Origin of the sequence: Bilifractor porci (genome assembly GCF_009696005.1) — a bacterium.
Lineage (GTDB): Bacteria > Bacillota > Clostridia > Lachnospirales > Lachnospiraceae > Bilifractor > Bilifractor porci.
This window is the reverse complement of record NZ_VUMV01000004.1, coordinates 166059-183923: the sequence shown is the minus strand read 5'-3', so window position 1 is coordinate 183923 and position 17865 is coordinate 166059. Positions and strand designations below refer to the sequence as shown.

The window sequence follows — 17865 nt, the reverse complement described above, 5'->3', positions numbered from 1 at the left end:
CAGGAGGAAACAGGCATGGCGGAATCCATGAAAGGTATGAAGCGGTCCCATCGCTGCGGGGAAGTCACGGAGCAGGAGATCGGAAAAGAAGTCACCCTGATGGGCTGGGTGCAGAAGAGCAGGAATAAGGGAGGCATTATCTTTGTGGATCTCCGCGACCGCTCCGGCATCATGCAGCTGATTTTTGAAAACGGCACGATTGATGAGGCCGGATTTGAAAAGGCGGCGAAACTCCGCTCGGAATATGTGATCGCCGTCAGGGGAATCGTGGGACGCCGGGCAGGCGCCGTCAACGAAAAGCTTGCCACCGGCACCATGGAGGTCCGTGTTTCCTACCTGAGAATCCTCGCGGAAGCGGAGACACCGCCGTTCCCGGTAGAGGAAGACAGCAAGACAAGAGACGATGTGCGCCTGAAATACAGGTATCTGGATCTTCGCCGTCCGGATCTGCAGAGAAATATGATCCTGCGGTCAGAGGTCGCCTATCTGACCCGCGAGTTCTTCCACAAAGAGGGATTTCTGGAGCTGGAAACGCCGATGCTGGGGAAAAGCACGCCCGAAGGCGCCAGGGATTATCTGGTTCCCAGCCGTGTCCATCCGGGAAGCTTCTACGCGCTGCCGCAGTCTCCGCAGCTGTTCAAACAGCTCCTGATGTGTTCCGGCTATGACCGGTATATCCAGCTGGCCCGCTGCTTCCGGGACGAGGATCTGCGCGCGGACCGCCAGCCGGAATTTACGCAGATTGACATGGAGCTTTCCTTTGTGGATGTAGAGGATGTGATTGATGTCAATGAGCGTTTCCTGCAGTATCTTTTCAAACATGCTCTGGGTGTGGACATTCCTCTTCCAATTCCCAGAATGACATGGATCGACGCGATGAACCGGTTCGGGTCGGATAAGCCGGATGTCCGGTTCGGCATGGAGCTGGTGGATGTTTCCGATGTCGTAAAGGACAGCGAATTCCCGGTGTTCCGGAATGCCCTTGCGAAAAAAGACGGATCGGTCCGCGGAATCAATGTGAAGGGCCAGGGAGATATGGGCCGGAAACAGATCGACAAGCTGGTCGAGATGGCCAGGGGGAGCGGTGCCGGAGGACTTGCCTGGATTCAGCTGAAGACAGACGGAACCGTAAAAGCTTCTTTCGCTAAGTTTATGACCGAAGAACAGCAGAACGCGCTGATCAAGGCCATGGGAGGCGAGAAGGGCGATTTGCTCCTGTTTGCCGCCGACCGCAATAAAATTGTGTGGAACGTTCTGGGGCAGCTTCGGCTGCATTTCCGTGACGAGCTCGGACTGGTCCGGAAAGACGATTTCCATTTCCTGTGGATTGTGGAATTCCCTCTGCTGGAGTGGTCCGATGAGGAAAACCGGTTCATGGCGATGCACCATCCTTTCACCATGCCCATGGAAGAGGACTGGGATAAAATAGACTCCGATCCGGGCAGCGTCCGGGCAAAGGCCTATGATATAACGCTGAACGGCTTTGAGGTCGGCGGAGGTTCCGTCCGTATCCATCAGGACGATATTCAGGAAAAGATGTTTGAGGTTCTGGGATTCACAAAAGAAAGAGCATGGGAACAGTTCAGCTTCCTGCTGACCGCTTTCAAATACGGCGTTCCGCCGCATGCAGGGCTTGCCTACGGCCTTGACCGTCTCGTCATGCTGATGGCGCAGGCCGATTCCATCCGCGATGTCATCGCGTTCCCGAAGGTAAAGGACGCGTCTGACCTTATGACCGAGGCTCCGGCTCCCGTGGAGGACAAGCAGCTGGAAGAGCTTGGAATCCGGGTTCCGGAAAACGAGTAAGGATCCTTCCCAGGTATCCGTTTCATTCATATAGAAAAAACAGGGCAGTCTCCGGAAAAACGGGGGCTGCCTTTTTCTGCGCCAGGGGGGTCTGTTCTGCTGACAGCGCCTTTCGGCCGTATCCGGCGGGCTGAAGGCGTTAGAAGGCAGAACCGCAGCAATGAAATGGGATTACCTGCGCAGCCTGTCCCGGCAGGCGGAAGCCGGGGATGGGAAGCAGTTTGTCCGCGCTGTGAGAGAAGAGATTGACACCTGCATGTACTACGTGTTATAGTACACTTATAGCAAACGGAAAGCGAGGTGGCTTGCGTGATATCCATTGATTATCAGGACAGACGCCCGATCTACGAACAGATCGTGGCTCGCTATGAAATGCTGATTCTGACCGGCGTCCTGCAGGAAGATGAGCAGCTTCCGTCCGTCAGGCAGATGGCGCAGGAATTGTCCATCAATCCGAATACCATACAGAAGGCCTATTCGATTCTGGAGCATGACGGATACATTTACACGGTCAGGGGCCGCGGTAATTTTGTGTCCGGAAGCAGCGCCCTGATGAAGAACAGGAGAAGGGACTGGGAAGACAGGCTGAAAACTCTGCTGCGGGAAGGGAAGAAACTGGGGATTGACAGGGCGGCCTGTGAAAAAATACTCGAAGGCATCTATGAAAACGGGGGAGAGGAGGAGAGCGCCGTATGATTGAAGTAATACAGGCGTCGAAAGCCTTTGCGGGCGTGGAGGCGGTCAGAGACCTGACGTGCCGGATCCGGGACGGGGAGGTTTTCGGCATGGTCGGGACAAACGGAGCCGGAAAAAGCACGCTTCTGCGGATGCTTGCCGGTGTCCTTCGGCCGGACAGCGGGGAGATCCGGATTGACGGGGAGCCGGTATGGGAGAATGAGTCCGCAAAAAGCAGGATCTGTTTTATCTCAGATACCGGGTATTTTCCGATCAATGCCACGGCGGAGAGCATGACGGAGCTGTACCGGGTTGTTTATCCCGGCTTCGACACGGAGAGGTTTGAAAAACTGATGGGCCGGTTCGGCCTTCCGAAAAATCAGAAAATACGGACTTTTTCCAGGGGGATGAAGAAGCAGCTCTCCGTGCTTCTTGGTATCTGCGCCGGGACAAAGTACCTGTTCTGCGATGAGACCTTTGACGGACTGGATCCGGTGATGCGCCAGGCGGTAAAGAGTATTTTTGCCACAGAGATGCTGGACCGGGAATTTGTTCCCGTGGTGGCCTCCCACAATCTGAGGGAGCTGGAAGATTTCTGCGATCATGTGGGACTTCTGCACCAGGGAGGCATCCTGTTCTCGGAAAATCTGTCTGATTTGAAGATGAACATGCAGAAGGTGCAGTGTGTGATCCGGGATCCGGAAGCGGAGAAGCAGCTTCTCGCGGATCTGGATATTGTGCGCCTGGACAGGAGGGGCTCCATGCTGACGCTGGTGGTCCGGGGAGACAGAGACGTCATTCTGGCAAGGGTGCAGTCCGCGGATCCTGTTTTTGCGGAGGAGCTTCCCCTTACCCTGGAGGAAATATTTATTACAGAGACGGAGGTGGCCGGGTATGACATCAAAAATATCATTGCGTAAAATGATTCGGAATGAGATGCGCCAGAATGCCTGGCTGCCGGCGCTGGTTTCTGCCGCCGCGCTTTTCCTGTATCCGGTCTGTTACCTGCTTCTTCTGCAGGGTACCAGAAGGGATGCTTATAACGGGATGTCGAAATCGGAGATCGCGCGGCAGAACCTGCATACCGTGTCCGCCGTTCTGGGAAGAGGAAACCCTCTGACCATTGCCGCAGTGCTGATTGCCGCGGTCATCGCGGCCGGTGTGATGTTTTCTTTTCTGGACAGCCGGGAGAAGAGTGATTTTTACCAGAGCCTTGCCCTGAAAAGAGAAAAAGCCTTTCTGGCGCATTATCTTGTGGGGTGGCTGGCCGCTGTGGTTCCGTATCTGGCGGCGGTTCTGATTTCTCTGTTCGGGATCGGGGCGGTTTACGGGAATGTCACGGCGGACGCGATGCGAATTGCTTTTTCCTCTGCGGCCATGTATATCCTTGGCTTCTCGGCTGTCTATACCTTCTGCGTGTTGGCTATGGTCCTCGCCGGCAGAATCCTGGTCGGCGTGCTGCTGATGATCTGCTTTCTGCTTTACGGGCCGGCGCTCTGTGCCCTACTGTACGGGATGACAAGCGTATTTTTCCCCAGCATAGGCGGAACAATGACAGGCGCGGGCATGAATATCGGGTTCTGGCTCTCTCCTTTCACCCTGCTGATCCGGGCAGCCGGATTCGCGGACACGGAGGGAACCGCGGGATCTCCTGCTCTTTCCCTGGCAGTTCTGGCTGTTTATCTGGCAGGAGCTTTCCTGGCGGCGTATCTGCTCTACCGCAGACGTCCCTCGGAAGCGGCAGGCAATGCGCTTTCTTTTCCGGGTATGGAGAATATCCTGAAGGCTGCGGTCACGGTTCCCGCCTCTGTCGGGGCAGGGATGATGCTGGGCGTACTGTCGGGCAGCGGAGAAAGCGGTGTGTCCGTTCCCGCGGTGGCTGTCTTTACGCTGCTTCTTGCATTTATCTTCAACGGGATTCTGGAATTCATCATTCATGTGGATCTGAAGAGTATCCGGAAACACTGGCGGTCGCTTACGGCGATCATGGCCGTATGCGCCGGCGTTCTGGTCTTTTTTGCGGCGGATCCCTTCCGTATTGACTGCTGGCTTCCTGCGGAGGATAAGATCGGGGCGATGGCCGTTTATGTTCCCATGTCCATGGATGATTTCGGCTCGTTAATCCAGCAGCCGGACAGCTATGCGCGCGAAGTCCTGCAGGATAGCTTTACCGAAAATTTTGAACCGATATACCGGGAGGTCAGAAACTATACAGAGGGACAGTACAGCTCCGATCCGGAAAACACAACGTCTGTCCAGGTGGCTTTCCGGATGAAAAACGGGAGAATCCATTACCGGTATTACGAAATCCCGGCCTCCGGGGCGGCTGCCATGCTGGACAGCATAGGGGAGGACAAGGCATGGAGAGAGGGCTATTATCCGGCCAACCATCTGGATCCGTCCCTTTACACGGACGTCTCTCTGGAGAGCTGGCTTTCCGGGGACTATGAGCAGAAGGGAGAAAGCCTGTCCGGAAGCGAAAACATCCGGATGCTGGCTGCCTGCATCCGCCGGGACATGAATAAGATGTCTTATCAGGAGCTGCGGGAGGAAACACCGCTGCTTCTGGCGTACTTTGAAAATAATGGAAACGATCCGGACGGAATATACACGGAAAATCAGAGCTTCTATATCTATCCGGAGTTTTCGGAGACGCTGCAGTATCTGAAACAACAGGGAGTGGATGTGGACAAACTGGTCAAAACCGGATTCTCCGCGGATCAGGTGGTAAAGATTGACCTGAGTGTATTCGAGCAGGATGCGGACGGGACCGGTCTTTACAGAAACTATACACTGACAGAGAAAACGCAGATCGCAGAACTGCTTGCCTGCACAAAACCGGCCAAATCATCCGCGTGGCTCGCCGGGACGGATGAAATGCCCGATGCTTCTTTTACCTGTCAGGACGGGGACTACTGGACTAACCTGCAGATCACGGATCAGAAGCAGTACGATGCTCTGCTGCAGTCACTCAAGGAACAGGAGGACGGAAACTATGCCCAGGAATAAAAAGAAAATGGCAGTGATTCTGGCTGTTGTGCTGGCGGCCTGTGCGGCCGCAGGCTTCATCGGGATTCGTCTGAAGAACAGCGGGACCGGCGCTTCCGCAGACGAAGAAAACACGGCCTATGTGGAAAAGGTGTCGGTTCTGGCCGGAAATACGGACGGCACGGGAATGGTGAACCGGTTTGCCGGAGTCGTGGAGTCCCAGGATACCTGGTCTGTCGAGCAGAAGTCAGACAGCACGGTCAAGGAGATCCTGGTCACCGTGGGACAGAAGGTAAAAAAAGGAGATCCCCTTTTTACCTACGACACGGACAAGTATAACGACAGTCTCGCGCAGGCGCAGATTGATCTGGAACGGCTGAATAACGAAAAGGAATCCATCAATGCCACCATCGCGGAGCTGCAGAAGCAGCAGAGAAAAGCGAAGGCGGCAGATCAGGCCAATTACACGATCCAGATACAGGAACAGCAGCTGGCGGAAAAACAGAAAGAACTGGATATCCAGAGCAAACAGGCGGATATCGACAAGCTCAATGACAACATCGCCCACGCCACGGTTACATCGGAGATCGACGGCGTGGTAAAAAGCATCCGGAGCGGAACCTCAAATGCGGACGCCTCCGTATCCGGAATGCAGGATAATTCCTTTCTCACCGTGATGAAATCGGGGGATTACCGGATTAAGGGCAGCATCAACGAACAGAACATCAGCCAGATTGCGGAGGGAAGTCCCATGCTGGTTGTCAGCCGCACCGATTCTTCCGCGACATGGAAAGGAACGGTTTCCAAGATTGATACATCCAACCCGTCATCGGGACAGAACAACGGTATGTCATCCGATATGTCCGCCGGAAGCAGCAGCTATCCGTTTTATGTGGAGCTGGATTCCAGCGACGGGCTGATTATGGGGCAGCATGTATATCTGGAACCGGATGTCGGACAGACAGAGAAGAAGGACGGCCTTTGGATTCCGGAGTATCTGGTCGATGAGACGGATGCGGAGAATCCCTTCGTATGGGCCGATAAGGACGGGAAGCTGGCAAAGCAGGCGGTGACGTTAGGAGATAAGGATGAAAGCCTGGGCACGGTAGAGATTCTGTCCGGGCTCTCGGAGAGTGATTCCATCGCTTTTCCGGATTCCTCGCTGAAGGAAGGAATGCGCACTGCCCCGATGGCAGAAATGCCGGCCGATACGTCTGTGGTTTCCGGCAGCGGTACGGACATGGAAAGTGTATTCTCCTCCAGCGCCGGAGAAGAAGTGTACGGTTCCAGTGTGTATAATGATTACGGAACCAGGGAAGTACGGGGGAACGACACCGGGACGGAAGACGCCGGGGATAACGCCGGGCAGACATCCGGTACCGGGGAAGCGGGTTCCGCCGACACAGAAGCAGTTGGATAAGGGGGCGCGGCCGATGGGTAAAATTCTGGAATGCAGGGAGATCTGCAAGGATTATGTCCAGGGCAGGCTTGTCACGCCTGTACTCAGGAATATCAATTTTTCTATGGAGAGCGGAGAATATGTGGCGGTCATGGGACCCTCCGGTTCCGGAAAATCCACACTGATGAACCTGATCGGCTGTCTGGACAGGCCGACCTCCGGAGAAATCCTGCTGGACGGGGCACTGCTGAAGGACTGTACGGACGACCAGCTGGCGGACATCCGGCTGAACAAAATCGGGTTTGTTTTTCAGAATTTCCAGCTGCTCGCAGACCAGACCGCCCTTCAGAACGTGGAGCTTCCGCTGATTTACGCGAAGGTGGCGGGGAATGAGAGAAGGAAGCGGGCAGCGGAGGCACTGGAGAGGGTCGGGCTGGGAGACAGGCTGAGGCATAAGCCGAACCAGCTTTCCGGAGGGCAGAAACAGAGGGTGGCGATTGCCAGGGCGATGGTCAATCATCCGGAGCTTCTGCTGGCGGATGAGCCGACGGGAGCCCTGGATTCCGCGTCCGGGATGCAGATTATGGACTTGTTTCGTCAGCTGAATCAGGAGGGCGTTACCGTTCTGATGATCACGCATGACGCGCACATCGCGGAACAGGCGGGGCGGATGGTGCTTATCCGCGACGGCAGGCTCTCCGAGGCGGACGGAGAATCCGCGGGGAAGGAGGCAGGGCATGACGGGGAGAAGTAAAAAGGTGGTTTCAGTTATTCTGACAGCGGCTGTTCTTTCGGGGGCTGCCGTGGGCATTTCGGTGGCGGTCAGAAAGACGACATCCTCCTCCGGGACGGCGCTGGTCATCTCCGTGAACGATGTCAGTTATTCCGGTTATATGATGGATATGGCTGCGTCCATGAGCGGATATGTTACGACGGACGCCATGCAGAATGTGTATCTGACAGACGCGGAGACCGTGTCGAAGGTCTGTGTAAAGGAAGGGCAGACGGTACGAAAGGGCGATGTCCTTCTGGAATACGATACGTCAAAGACATCGCTCGGGCTGGAAAAAGAAAAGCTGAACCTCCAGCAGATCCAGCTGAAAATGGAAGTGGCGCGGAAAAACCTGGAGACGCTGAAAACCCTGAAGCCCGTGTCCGATTCCGACGGCGGCGGGGATTACGGCGGGGGATTCGGAGACGAAGGGGAGGAAGAAAACGGAGAGAGCAAATTAAAAACTTACGCGAACCTGACAGGGGACGCGGCTGCGCTGAATGAGACGGATGAGGACGCGGGGACACAGGGAAACCCGCTCCGCTATCTGTGTCTGGAGCAGACGACGATCCAGCCGTCTTTTCTGGAGATGCTTCAGAAAAAAGCTCAGGAGAGAAAGCTGGAGACGGTCTGGTTCTCTCTGGAGGTGCACGCGGAAAACTCGCCGGACAGCCCGATTCTCCGCATGTGGCTGGGAGACAGCCTGAGCCTGGCGGACCAGCTTGCCCGGCAGAATACACTGAAAATCGATCTGGCCGTGTCGGAAGCTTATACCCGGCTGGACGGCAAAGCCGTGGCCTTTAATGAAGACACGGCAGAGGAAAACCTGGGAAGCAGGGAGCATCCCTACCGATATCTTGTCCGGAACGGGGCGGATATTTATCTGGAAGATTCCTTCTTTTCGATGCTGAAGGAAAAAAACGCGGGGAAGGATACCTGTTATTTTCTTCTGGAAGCACATGAAGGCGATAAGGTGACGGGAAAACTTCTGACCTGGAAGGACAGCGGAACAACAGGAGAAAAAACGTGGGGGAGAGATGCCCTGCAGCGGGAGGCAGACGGAGAAATCTGCGTCAGCTTTGCGGGCAACGGAAAACCGGAGATCAAAGAGCAGAAGGATTCCGCGCAGGAAGCAAAGCCGACTGCGGAACCGTCAGTGACGCCGACCGAAACACCGTCTGTCATCCCGTCAGTCACTCCGGAGGTGACACCGACGGAAACACCCGCGTCACCGGCCGCGGAGCCTTCCGGTACACCACCGGCGACAGAGCCTTCCGGTGCCGAAATGCCGGGCGGAAGCGGGGCGGGATCAGATTCGTCTGCGCCTGCCGGAAAGAAAGAAGCGGCGGGTGCACAACAAGCTGCGGCGCAGACCGCTTCCCTGAAATCTGCAGCGGGAATACCGTCCGGTGAACTGGCGTTTGCGGGAAACGTGCGCGTGTCAAACCTTCTGACGGATTCCGCCGATGCCGGGTTAGCTGGGAAAAACAGTGGGGTATCAGACGGGAATTCTTCGGATAATTCTGCCGGACTGTCCGGCGGTTCGGAGCTGATCCCTTCGGACGCTTCTTATACAAAAGAAGAAATTGCGGATTCCAGAAAGGAACAGGAGAAGGCTCTGAGGGATCTGGAGCTGGATGAAAGAGAGAGCCGTCTGAAAATCCAGATGACACAGGAGGCATTGGACAGCGGAAGGGTAACCGCGAAGCTGGACGGAACGGTCACAAAGGCAGGAGATCCCCAGTCTCCCCCGCAGGACGGCAGCGCTTTTGTCCAGGTCAGCGGAAGTGAGGGACTCTATGTAAAGGGCGGACTTCCGGAACTGCTTCTGGGACAGGTCAGAACCGGAGATATTGTTACGGTCACGTCCTGGCAGACAGGCGGCATGTACCAGGCGGAGATCCAGGATATTTCCCCCTATCCGGATACAAGCGGCGTATTTAATTCCGGCTATTCCGATTCGGTCAGCCAGTCCTACTATCCGTTTATCGCCCGGATTGCGGAAAAGGGAGCGGATCTGAAAGAAGGAGAAAGCCTGAACATACAGCTGGCATCTTCCTCCTCTGCGCAGGATTCCTCCGGGACAGGGAATACCATCAGCATTGACCAGGCCTTCGTCCGGGATGACAGCGGAAGAAAGTATGTCATGAAACGCGGCGAAGACGGAAAACTGAAGAAGCAGTATATCGAAACCGGAAAATTAAACGGCGGATCTTATGAGGTGAAATCCGGAATCAGTCCGGATGACTGGATCGCGTTCCCGTACGGGAAAACAGCCGTGGAGGGAGCGAAGACCAGGGAGGCATCCATGGAGGAGCTGGTTACGTCTTAAGGAAGGAGCAGGGAATGAGTGAAAATATCAGACTGGCATTTCAGGGAATCTGGAATCATAAAATGCGTTCCTTCCTGACCATGCTGGGGGTTATTATCGGCATCGCGTCCATTATAGCAATCGTTTCCACGATCAAGGGAACCAACGAGCAGATCCTGAAAAGCCTGATCGGCGCCGGAAATAATAATGTCACGGTCTCCTTGAAGCAGGGCTCCAGCGACTATTACATGGATTACGGGCTTCCCGCCGGCATCTCGCCGGTCTCACAGGACCAGATGGACAGGATCCGTGATTTTCCGGATGTAGAGGACGCGTCTTTTTACCTGGAGAGGTCCTGGGAGGGAAATATCGCAAACGGAAGCAATATGCTTTCGTCCGGTGCGGTGTATGGGATTGACACCCATTACCTGGGCACAAAGGGGTATCAGGTGATTTCCGGACGGCCTTTTCTGGATTCGGATTATCCGGCGTTCCGGAAGGTGGTTCTTCTGGATGAAACGGCGGCGGCCGCTCTGTTTCCGGACGGCGGGGCGGTCGGCGGGACGATAACGGTGCGAAACGAGCCTTTTACCGTAGTGGGGCTTGTAAGGAGCAGCGCAAGCGGTCCGGAAATCAACTCACTGATGGATTATTACAATTACGCGCAGAACACAAACGGCGTGGTAATGATCCCGGATGCCGTTTGGCCTGTCGTTTATCAATATGACGAGCCGCAGAACTGTGTGGCCAGGGCGGTCACCACGAACGATATGAGCAATGTCGGAAAAGAAGTCGCAGAGGTGATGAACGAGTCCGTGGCCGGCTACAGCCCGGCGGAAGCTTCCGCGGGGCAGGATGCGGAGACGGCGGACGCGGACGCGGAGGAAGGCGCAGACGGAGTGGAAACAGGAACAGAGGGTACGGCCTCCGGAAACACAGCCATTACCTACCGCGCGGAGGACATGCTGGAAAAGGCAAAAAACAAGCAGGAGCTGAGTGCCAGCACCAACAACCTGCTGATCTGGATCGCCAGCATTGCCCTGCTGGTGGGAGGAATCGGCGTCATGAATATCATGCTGGTATCCGTGACGGAGCGAACCGCGGAGATCGGACTGAAGAAAGCGCTGGGAGCCAGAAAGAAAACCATTCTGGGACAGTTCCTGACAGAATCTGTCGTGCTGACCAGTACAGGCGGTGTGATTGGTGTGGCTGCCGGTATTATTCTGGCCTATGTGATCTCGCATACGTCCGGAATCCCTGTCGCCATCAGTGTGCCGGCCATCCTGATCGGCGTCGGCTTTTCCATGCTGATCGGCATCGTGTTCGGCCTTCTGCCTTCTGTAAAGGCGGCCAATCTGGATCCGATTCAGGCGCTGCAGAGGGAGTAACGGGGCTCAATAAGAATTTCACAGAACCGGATGATGGCACGGCAGCAGTCCAAAGAGACAGGAAGCCCTGCCGCCGCTTCCGTTCCGCACAGCAGGAAAATCCTGCCGTGCGGAATCCGCATGCAAGTCGATACATCCGGGCCGAAAGGAAGGCATGGAATCAGTAGCCGAGATCCTCGCCGACGAGGATGACGGTGATCCGTCCGTCATGCCGGGAGTGGCGGGTAATGACAAACTGGCAGCAGATCGTGGGGTCGGCGCAGTCCCCGCAGATCCCGGTTGCCGCGCACGGGGTTTTCAGCCCCAGGCGGACGCAGTTGGCGGGGGAGGCCACGTTTCTGGCTCTGCGCACCGCGTCCTCCAGGGTCGGGGCGAATTTGTTCATGCCCGCCAGGACAATGACATGGGACGGACCGTGGATCAGAAGGGAGACGCGGTTCCCGTTTCCGTCTATATTCACCAGTTCTCCGTCCGCGGAGAAGGCGTTGGTGCTCATCAGAAACCAGTCGGACAGAACCTGTCTGGCGTACATCTGTCTTTTTTCTTCCGGTGTTTTTGCCTCGTTCCGGTCAATCATCCGGCATCCCTTGCTTTTCAGAGCCTCCAGGATGCCTGTTTCCTGCAGGGTGACAGACCCTCCCCAGGTAACACTCTCTTCCTTCGGAATCATTTCCAGCACCTTCTTTACAGCCTCTTCTTTGCTGGCGCAGTAACAGGCGTCTATATTTCTCTTCCTGAATTTTTTGATCATCGTCTCGCCTAGATGCCGGTAATTTTCTTCTTTTGCTCCCATACAGAACTCCTTTCCTGAAACCTTGAAACTTTACTATGATTCCATTATACTGAATTCGTTTTCAAAGGGTAAGACCCGGTCGGAAACAATAAGGAGAAACGGGCATGAATATTTTGTTTTTTATCACTCCGAAGGCGGAAACCGCCTATATTCCGGATTCCTGTACGCTGAGGCAGGCGCTGGAAAAAATGGAGTATCATAAATACACGGCGATTCCCATCCTGGACAAAGGCGGCCGTTATGTGGGTACGCTGACAGAAGGGGATCTTCTGCGCGCTATCAAGGATTACTATAATCTGAACATGCACGAGGCAGAGGATATCAATATCATGAAAATCCGCCGCAGGTGGAAAATGGATCCGGTCAATATCAACTGTGATATCGAGGATCTGATGCAGGTGGCCATGCGGCAGAATTTTGTGCCGGTTGTGGATGACAACGGGGTTTTTATCGGGATCATTACACGTAAGGCCATTATTCAGTACTGTATTGAGCACAGTGACCTGGGCAAGAAGAAGGAGAGGAAGAAAAATTGAAAAAATTGGTGGATTTGATTGCGGAAAAAACGGCGGAAGCATTTGAGGGCGCGGGATACAGCAGGTCCTACGCCAGAGTCTCTGTTTCCAACCGTCCGGATCTGTGCGAATATCAGTGCAACGGGGCTCTGGCGGCAAAAAAGGAATATCAGAAAGCGCCCATCCGGATCGCGGAGGACGTAGCTGCCCGGCTGCAGGGAAGCCCTGTCTTTGAGAAGGCGGAGGCTGTTATGCCGGGATTTATCAACCTGACCCTGTCTCCGGCCTTTGTGTCGGGATATCTGCAGAAAATGGCGGAGGATCCGGAACATTCGGTGGAGAAAACCTCAAGTCCGGAGACTATCATTATTGATTACGGCGGGCCGAATGTGGCTAAGCCTCTTCATGTGGGACATCTGCGCTCCGCGATTATCGGCGAGAGCATCAAGCGGATGGGAAGAAGACTGGGAAACACGGTGATCGGGGACGTGCATCTGGGAGACTGGGGGCTCCAGATGGGTCTGATTATCACAGAACTGCAGGAGAGAAAACCGGATCTTCCCTATTTTGACCCGGCAATCACCTCCGGATACCCGCAGGAGCCGCCTTTTACCATGAGTGAGCTGGAGGAAATCTATCCGGCGGCAAGCGCCCGTTCCAAGGAGGACGCGGAATATAAGGAGAGGGCGCTGCAGGCGACCGCCGATCTTCAGGGCGGAAGGCCGGGGTACCGTGCGCTGTGGAGGCATATCCTGGATCTTTCGGTCAGCGATCTGAAGAAAAACTACGCGAAGCTGCACGTGGACTTCGATCTCTGGAAAGGAGAGTCTGATGTGCAGGAGTATATCGGCCCCATGGTGGAGGAGATGAAGGAGAAGGGCTTTGCCTATGAAGACCAGGGTGCCCTGATTGTGGATGTGGCGGAGGAGAAGGACCAGAAGGAGGTTCCGCCCTGCATGATCCTGAAATCCGACGGGGCCGCCCTTTACACCACGACAGACCTGGCGACGATTGTGCAGAGGGAAGAGGACTATCATCCGGATGAGATTCTCTACGTTGTGGACAAGCGTCAGGAGATGCATTTTATCCAGGTGTTCCGCTGCGCCAGGAAAACCGGTCTGGTGCCGGAAAGCACAAAGCTGTCCTTCCTCGGTTTCGGAACCATGAACGGAAAGGACGGGAAGCCTTTCAAGACCAGAGAGGGCGGCGTCATGCGTCTGGAGACGCTGATTGCGGATATTAACCAGGAAATGTACAAAAAAATTGTCGAAAACCGCAGCGTGAAGGACAAAGATGCCTCCCGGACGGCAGAGATGGTGGGGCTGGCCGCCATTAAGTACGGCGATCTCTCCAACCAGGCGTCCAAGGACTATGTCTTTGATGTTGACCGCTTTACTTCCTTCGAGGGGAATACAGGACCGTATATCCTTTATACCATTGTCCGGATCAAATCTATTCTGGAGAAATTCCGGGAAGAGGGCGGAAGCCTTGCGGACGCGAAAATTCTGGAGCCTGCCGGCAAGGGCGAGAAGAACCTGATGCTCCAGACCGCCCGGTACAATGAGGCACTGGAGGGAGCCTACGCGGAAAAGGCGCCGCACCGTCTCTGCGCGTATATTTACGAGCTTGCAAACAATTTCAACAGCTTTTATCACGAGACGAAAATCCTTTCGGAAGAGAACCGGGAGCAGAAAAAATCCTGGCTTCTCCTTCTGGACACGGTTCGGGAAGTTCTGGAGGACGCCATTGATGTGCTCGGCTTTGAAGCGCCGGAGCGCATGTAGGATTCCGGAAAGCATGTGCGCACAGGAGAAGAACATGACAAAGCTCTATCTTTTTGACCTGGACGGGACGATAACCGCCTCCCATCCCGGAATCACCCGGTCCGTGCAGTACGCGCTGCGGAAAATGAATTATCCGGAGGTCCCGCTGGAGGAACTGACGCCTTTTATCGGCCCGCCGCTGATCCCGCAGTTCAAGAAACAGTGCCGCATGAATGAGGAACAGGCGCTGCAGGCTGTTGCTTATTTCCGCGAGCGCTATTCCGCCGTGGGGAAATTTGAGAGCAGTGTCTATCCCGGAATTCCGGAGATGCTTCGCAGACTGCGGGATGCGGGGCAGAAAACCGGGATCGCTTCTTCCAAGGCAGAACAGTTTGTGCGGGAAATCGTGCGGCATTTTCGGATCGATGCCTGCTTTGATTACATTTTCGGGGCGGCCATGGACGGTTCCCGTGTGGAAAAACCGGATATTATCCGGTTTGCGCTGGAACAGTCCGGGTATACCGGCCAGACAGACCGGGTAATTATGGTCGGAGACCGGAAATACGACATCGAGGGGGCGCATGCCTTCGGGATCTGCGCCGCGGGCGTATCCTACGGGTATGGAAGCCGGGAGGAGCTGGAAGCAGCAGGCGCGGACCGCATCTGCGGAACGGTCCGTGAGCTGGAAGATTTTCTGCTGGAGGCAGCGGATGAAAAATAAAATCTGGGATGTTGTTCAGCCGGTGCTGTTCTTTTTTCTCTGCATCATCGCGGTAACAGCCGTGGGGATGAGCATCGCGTCCTTTGCCCTTAATATCAATATCATGAATTACCAGGCGCTGACAGAGAAAGTCAGGGCGCTTCCGCTGTATCTCAGCGCCTCGTACTATGCCCTGGTGATGATTCTGATGCGGAAGGCCTTTCAGGCTGACCAGATGCGCTTTGGATACGGCTCTTGCAGATGGAAGGCGTGGCAGGTCCTGCTGGCAGTCCTGGCTGTTGCGGCGGCCGGTTTTTTATGGAGCAGCGTGCTGACCGGAAGCGGGCTGGAGAATGTTTTCCGCTATTACCGGATCAATGCGGCCGGAGCCTTTGATGGTCAGAAAGCGGTTCCGCTGATCCTGGCGACGGTCATTCTGGGGCCGCCCGCGGAGGAGATGATTTTCCGCGGCATGGTCTACCGGCGCGCCAGGGCTTACTGGGGAACAAAGAAGGCGCTGCTTCTGTCCTCTGTCCTTTTCGGCGTCTATCACGGAAATATGATTCAGTTTCTCTATGCCGTGGTGATCGGTCTGATGCTGGGATGGATCTATGAAAAAAGCGGGAGCCTGAAGGTCAGCATTGCCGCGCATATGTGCGTCAATCTCCTGGCGGTGTTTCTGTAAGCTTACGATCTCAAAGGGCATCTGCCTGTAAATTTGTAAATAGCTGCCCGGTATTTTCCCGGATCGGGCTCTCATGCCGGGAGAGCAAAAAGGGGCAGAAGAGGGGAAAAGCAAAAAAATAAAAAAACGCTTGCATTTTCGTATACCCTCGTTTATAATCATCTTCGTTGCAAAACATTGGGCTATCGCCAAACGGTAAGGCAACGGACTCTGACTCCGTCATTTCCTGGTTCGAATCCAGGTAGCCCAGCGACCAGGCCATCACAGAGTTGTGATGGCTTTTTTCTTTGCCCCAGTGTACAATACTTCTGGAGGAAGACAAAATTATGATTTATTCATTTTCCGGCCATGTGCGGTTCAGCGAGATTGATGAGAACGGAAAGCTGACGCCTTACGGGCTGATCAACTATCTGCAGGACTGCGCGACCTTCCACGGGGAGGCGGCCGGGTGCGGGTTTCAGAAAAACAGGGAAAACCACCGGGCATGGGTCATCGCCTCACTGCAGCTGAAGGTAAAGCGATACCCGGTTTTTAATGAAAAGATTACCGTTTCGACCTGGGTCACGATGATCCGTGGGATGATCGCGACCCGCCAGTTTTCCGTGGAAAACGAAGAAGGGGAGCTGCTGGCTGCCGCCAGTTCGGACTGGGTTTTCATGGATATGCAGGAGATGCGGCCAGCCCGTGTCCCGCAGGAGCAGACCGATGCCTACGGCGTATATCCGGACAGGACTCTCCATGAGGATCTGGGGAAACGGAAAATAAGGTTTCCGGACGGCGGCTGCCTGCAGCGGCCCATCACGGTGCAGGAATACCACCTGGATATCAACGGACACGTCAACAACGGGCAGTATGTCCGGATGGCCCTGAAGCTGGTGCCCTCCGACTGGGAGATCAGGCGGCTCAGGGTAGAATACCGGAAACAGTCCATGCTTGGGGATGTGCTGATTCCCATTGTGCATATTGCGGACAGTCACTGTTTTGTCAGGATGGATTCTCCCGAGGGAGAGGAAGTCTTTCTTGCGGATTTTTCCAGGGAATCCTAGTGCGGAGATCCTGAAGTGGGAATCGTGAGGCGGAAAGCCCGGAGTGGAGATCTTGAAGTGGGAATCCTGAAACGAAAATCCCGGATAGAGACACAGGGAGAGAAAAAATGCTGAAGATCGGATGTATACAGAATCTTGAAATTGTAAAAGTACTGGACTTTGGTGCTTATCTGGCGGAAAACGCGGGGGAGTCCAGGGAGAACACCGTGCTGCTTCCTGCGAAGCAGGTGCCGGAAGGCGCGGAAGCGGGAACCAGGCTGGACGTTTTTCTATACCGGGATTCGGAGGACAGACTGATAGCGACCACCCGGAAGCCATTGATGGAGGTCGGGGGGATTGCGCTTCTGACGGTAAAGGAAACCTCGCGGATCGGCGCGTTTCTGGACTGGGGACTGGAGAAGGATCTGCTCCTGCCTTTCCATGAGCAGACGGCCAGGGTAAAGGCCGGGGATCAGGTGCTGGCGGCCCTGTACGTGGATAAAAGCGGGCGGCTCTGCGCCACCATGAAGCTGTACCCGTATCTGAGAACGGATTCCCCCTATCTGCCGGGCGCCGTTCTGGAAGCCAGGGTCTATGAGATCAGCGAAAATTTCGGGGTTTTTCTCGCCGTCGAGGATAAGTACTCGGCGATGATCCCCCGGCAGGAAGCGCAGGGAAATTACAAGCCCGGCCAGGTCATCCGGGTGCGGGTGACTAAGGTGAGGGAGGATGGAAAGCTGACGGTTTCGGCCAGAGAAAAATCCTACCTTCAGATGGATACAGACGCGGAACAGATCTTCCGGGAGCTGGAACAGGCCGGAGGGGAGTTTCCTTTTGATGACAAGGTGTCGCCGGAACAGATCCGCGAGAAATTCGGAATCTCCAAGGCGGCATTTAAGAGGGCAGTCGGCCATCTGCTGAAGGAAGGGAAAATTGTCCTGCTGGACGGATGTATCCGGAAAGCAGACGGAGATGTTTAAGGAAATAATCCGGAAAGCGGATGGAGATTCATTTGCGGGGACAATCCGGAAAGCAGATGGAGAAT

15 protein-coding genes and 1 tRNA gene are annotated in these 17865 nt (G+C 55.1%); 15 read left to right on the top strand and 1 reads right to left on the bottom strand.

Features of this window, described 5'->3' with window-relative positions:
* The first annotated feature begins 15 nt into the window (after positions 1–15).
* The 8 genes from aspS (at position 16) to FYJ60_RS07315 (ending at position 11339) form a co-directional block, all read left to right on the top strand.
* A complete protein-coding gene (gene aspS / locus FYJ60_RS07345; protein ID WP_154458016.1) occupies positions 16–1806 on the top strand; it encodes an aspartate--tRNA ligase in 1791 nt (596 codons plus the stop codon).
* Between the two features lie 300 nt (positions 1807–2106).
* A complete protein-coding gene (locus tag FYJ60_RS07340; RefSeq protein WP_330579143.1) occupies positions 2107–2502 on the top strand; it encodes a GntR family transcriptional regulator in 396 nt (131 codons plus the stop codon).
* Positions 2499–3401 (top strand): ABC transporter ATP-binding protein, encoded by a 903-nt coding sequence (locus tag FYJ60_RS07335; RefSeq protein ID WP_154458015.1) that lies wholly within the window; start codon positions 2499–2501, stop codon positions 3399–3401. Before FYJ60_RS07340 ends, FYJ60_RS07335 begins: the two co-directional genes overlap by 4 nt.
* Positions 3376–5490 carry a DUF6449 domain-containing protein gene (locus FYJ60_RS12480; protein WP_205839021.1) on the top strand — a complete coding sequence of 705 codons (2115 nt, stop codon included), beginning with the start codon at positions 3376–3378 and terminating at the stop codon, positions 5488–5490. The genes FYJ60_RS07335 and FYJ60_RS12480 overlap by 26 nt, the downstream gene beginning before the upstream one ends.
* Positions 5477–6889, top strand: a complete 1413-nt coding sequence (locus FYJ60_RS07330; RefSeq protein ID WP_205839019.1) for an efflux RND transporter periplasmic adaptor subunit — start codon at positions 5477–5479, stop codon at positions 6887–6889. Before FYJ60_RS12480 ends, FYJ60_RS07330 begins: the two co-directional genes overlap by 14 nt.
* Before the next feature lie 13 nt (positions 6890–6902).
* Positions 6903–7622 (top strand): ABC transporter ATP-binding protein, encoded by a 720-nt coding sequence (locus FYJ60_RS07325; RefSeq protein ID WP_154458013.1) that lies wholly within the window; start codon positions 6903–6905, stop codon positions 7620–7622.
* Positions 7606–9972 carry an efflux RND transporter periplasmic adaptor subunit gene (locus tag FYJ60_RS07320; protein WP_205839017.1) on the top strand — a complete coding sequence of 789 codons (2367 nt, stop codon included), beginning with the start codon at positions 7606–7608 and terminating at the stop codon, positions 9970–9972. Before FYJ60_RS07325 ends, FYJ60_RS07320 begins: the two co-directional genes overlap by 17 nt.
* A gap of 14 nt (positions 9973–9986) precedes the next feature.
* Positions 9987–11339 (top strand): ABC transporter permease, encoded by a 1353-nt coding sequence (locus FYJ60_RS07315; RefSeq protein ID WP_154458011.1) that lies wholly within the window; start codon positions 9987–9989, stop codon positions 11337–11339.
* A gap of 160 nt (positions 11340–11499) precedes the next feature.
* Here the strand turns inward: FYJ60_RS07315 and FYJ60_RS07310 are convergent, their stop codons facing one another.
* Positions 11500–12132, bottom strand: coding sequence for a lactate utilization protein (locus tag FYJ60_RS07310; protein ID WP_154458010.1), 633 nt, complete (start codon positions 12130–12132; stop codon positions 11500–11502).
* Positions 12133–12236: 104 nt separating this feature from the next.
* Between FYJ60_RS07310 and FYJ60_RS07305 the strand changes: the two genes are divergently transcribed.
* From FYJ60_RS07305 to FYJ60_RS07275, 7 genes are all read left to right on the top strand, one after another.
* Complete coding sequence (locus FYJ60_RS07305; protein ID WP_154458009.1) at positions 12237–12668, top strand: CBS domain-containing protein; 432 nt, start codon at positions 12237–12239, stop codon at positions 12666–12668.
* Entirely contained in the window at positions 12665–14431 is a 1767-nt protein-coding gene (gene argS / locus FYJ60_RS07300; protein ID WP_154458008.1) for an arginine--tRNA ligase, read from the top strand. Before FYJ60_RS07305 ends, argS begins: the two co-directional genes overlap by 4 nt.
* Before the next feature lie 34 nt (positions 14432–14465).
* Positions 14466–15131: an HAD hydrolase-like protein gene (locus tag FYJ60_RS07295; RefSeq protein WP_154458007.1), complete on the top strand. Its 666-nt coding sequence runs from the start codon at positions 14466–14468 to the stop codon at positions 15129–15131.
* The gene (locus tag FYJ60_RS07290) at positions 15121–15795 is read left to right on the top strand and encodes a CPBP family intramembrane glutamic endopeptidase (protein WP_205839015.1); all 675 of its coding nucleotides are present in this window, start codon (positions 15121–15123) and stop codon (positions 15793–15795) included. The genes FYJ60_RS07295 and FYJ60_RS07290 overlap by 11 nt, the downstream gene beginning before the upstream one ends.
* Positions 15796–15973: 178 nt before the next feature.
* Positions 15974–16045 (top strand) — tRNA-Gln (locus FYJ60_RS07285).
* 76 nt (positions 16046–16121) lie between these two features.
* Positions 16122–16841 carry an acyl-[acyl-carrier-protein] thioesterase gene (locus FYJ60_RS07280; RefSeq protein WP_154458005.1) on the top strand — a complete coding sequence of 240 codons (720 nt, stop codon included), beginning with the start codon at positions 16122–16124 and terminating at the stop codon, positions 16839–16841.
* A gap of 107 nt (positions 16842–16948) precedes the next feature.
* Positions 16949–17800, top strand: a complete 852-nt coding sequence (locus tag FYJ60_RS07275) for a CvfB family protein (protein WP_154458004.1) — start codon at positions 16949–16951, stop codon at positions 17798–17800.
* Positions 17801–17865 lie beyond the last annotated feature (65 nt).

Coding starts and splice junctions, on each gene's coding strand:
- aspS (WP_154458016.1), top strand. CDS start 16: ATGGCGGAATCCATGAAAGGTATGAAGCGGTCCCATCGCTGCGGGGAA.
- FYJ60_RS07310 (WP_154458010.1), bottom strand. CDS start 12,132: ATGGGAGCAAAAGAAGAAAATTACCGGCATCTAGGCGAGACGATGATC.
- FYJ60_RS07330 (WP_205839019.1), top strand. CDS start 5,477: ATGCCCAGGAATAAAAAGAAAATGGCAGTGATTCTGGCTGTTGTGCTG.
- FYJ60_RS07305 (WP_154458009.1), top strand. CDS start 12,237: ATGAATATTTTGTTTTTTATCACTCCGAAGGCGGAAACCGCCTATATT.
- FYJ60_RS07275 (WP_154458004.1), top strand. CDS start 16,949: ATGCTGAAGATCGGATGTATACAGAATCTTGAAATTGTAAAAGTACTG.
- FYJ60_RS07280 (WP_154458005.1), top strand. CDS start 16,122: ATGATTTATTCATTTTCCGGCCATGTGCGGTTCAGCGAGATTGATGAG.
- FYJ60_RS07325 (WP_154458013.1), top strand. CDS start 6,903: ATGGGTAAAATTCTGGAATGCAGGGAGATCTGCAAGGATTATGTCCAG.
- FYJ60_RS07335 (WP_154458015.1), top strand. CDS start 2,499: ATGATTGAAGTAATACAGGCGTCGAAAGCCTTTGCGGGCGTGGAGGCG.
- FYJ60_RS07320 (WP_205839017.1), top strand. CDS start 7,606: ATGACGGGGAGAAGTAAAAAGGTGGTTTCAGTTATTCTGACAGCGGCT.
- FYJ60_RS07295 (WP_154458007.1), top strand. CDS start 14,466: ATGACAAAGCTCTATCTTTTTGACCTGGACGGGACGATAACCGCCTCC.
- FYJ60_RS12480 (WP_205839021.1), top strand. CDS start 3,376: ATGACATCAAAAATATCATTGCGTAAAATGATTCGGAATGAGATGCGC.
- FYJ60_RS07290 (WP_205839015.1), top strand. CDS start 15,121: ATGAAAAATAAAATCTGGGATGTTGTTCAGCCGGTGCTGTTCTTTTTT.
- FYJ60_RS07315 (WP_154458011.1), top strand. CDS start 9,987: ATGAGTGAAAATATCAGACTGGCATTTCAGGGAATCTGGAATCATAAA.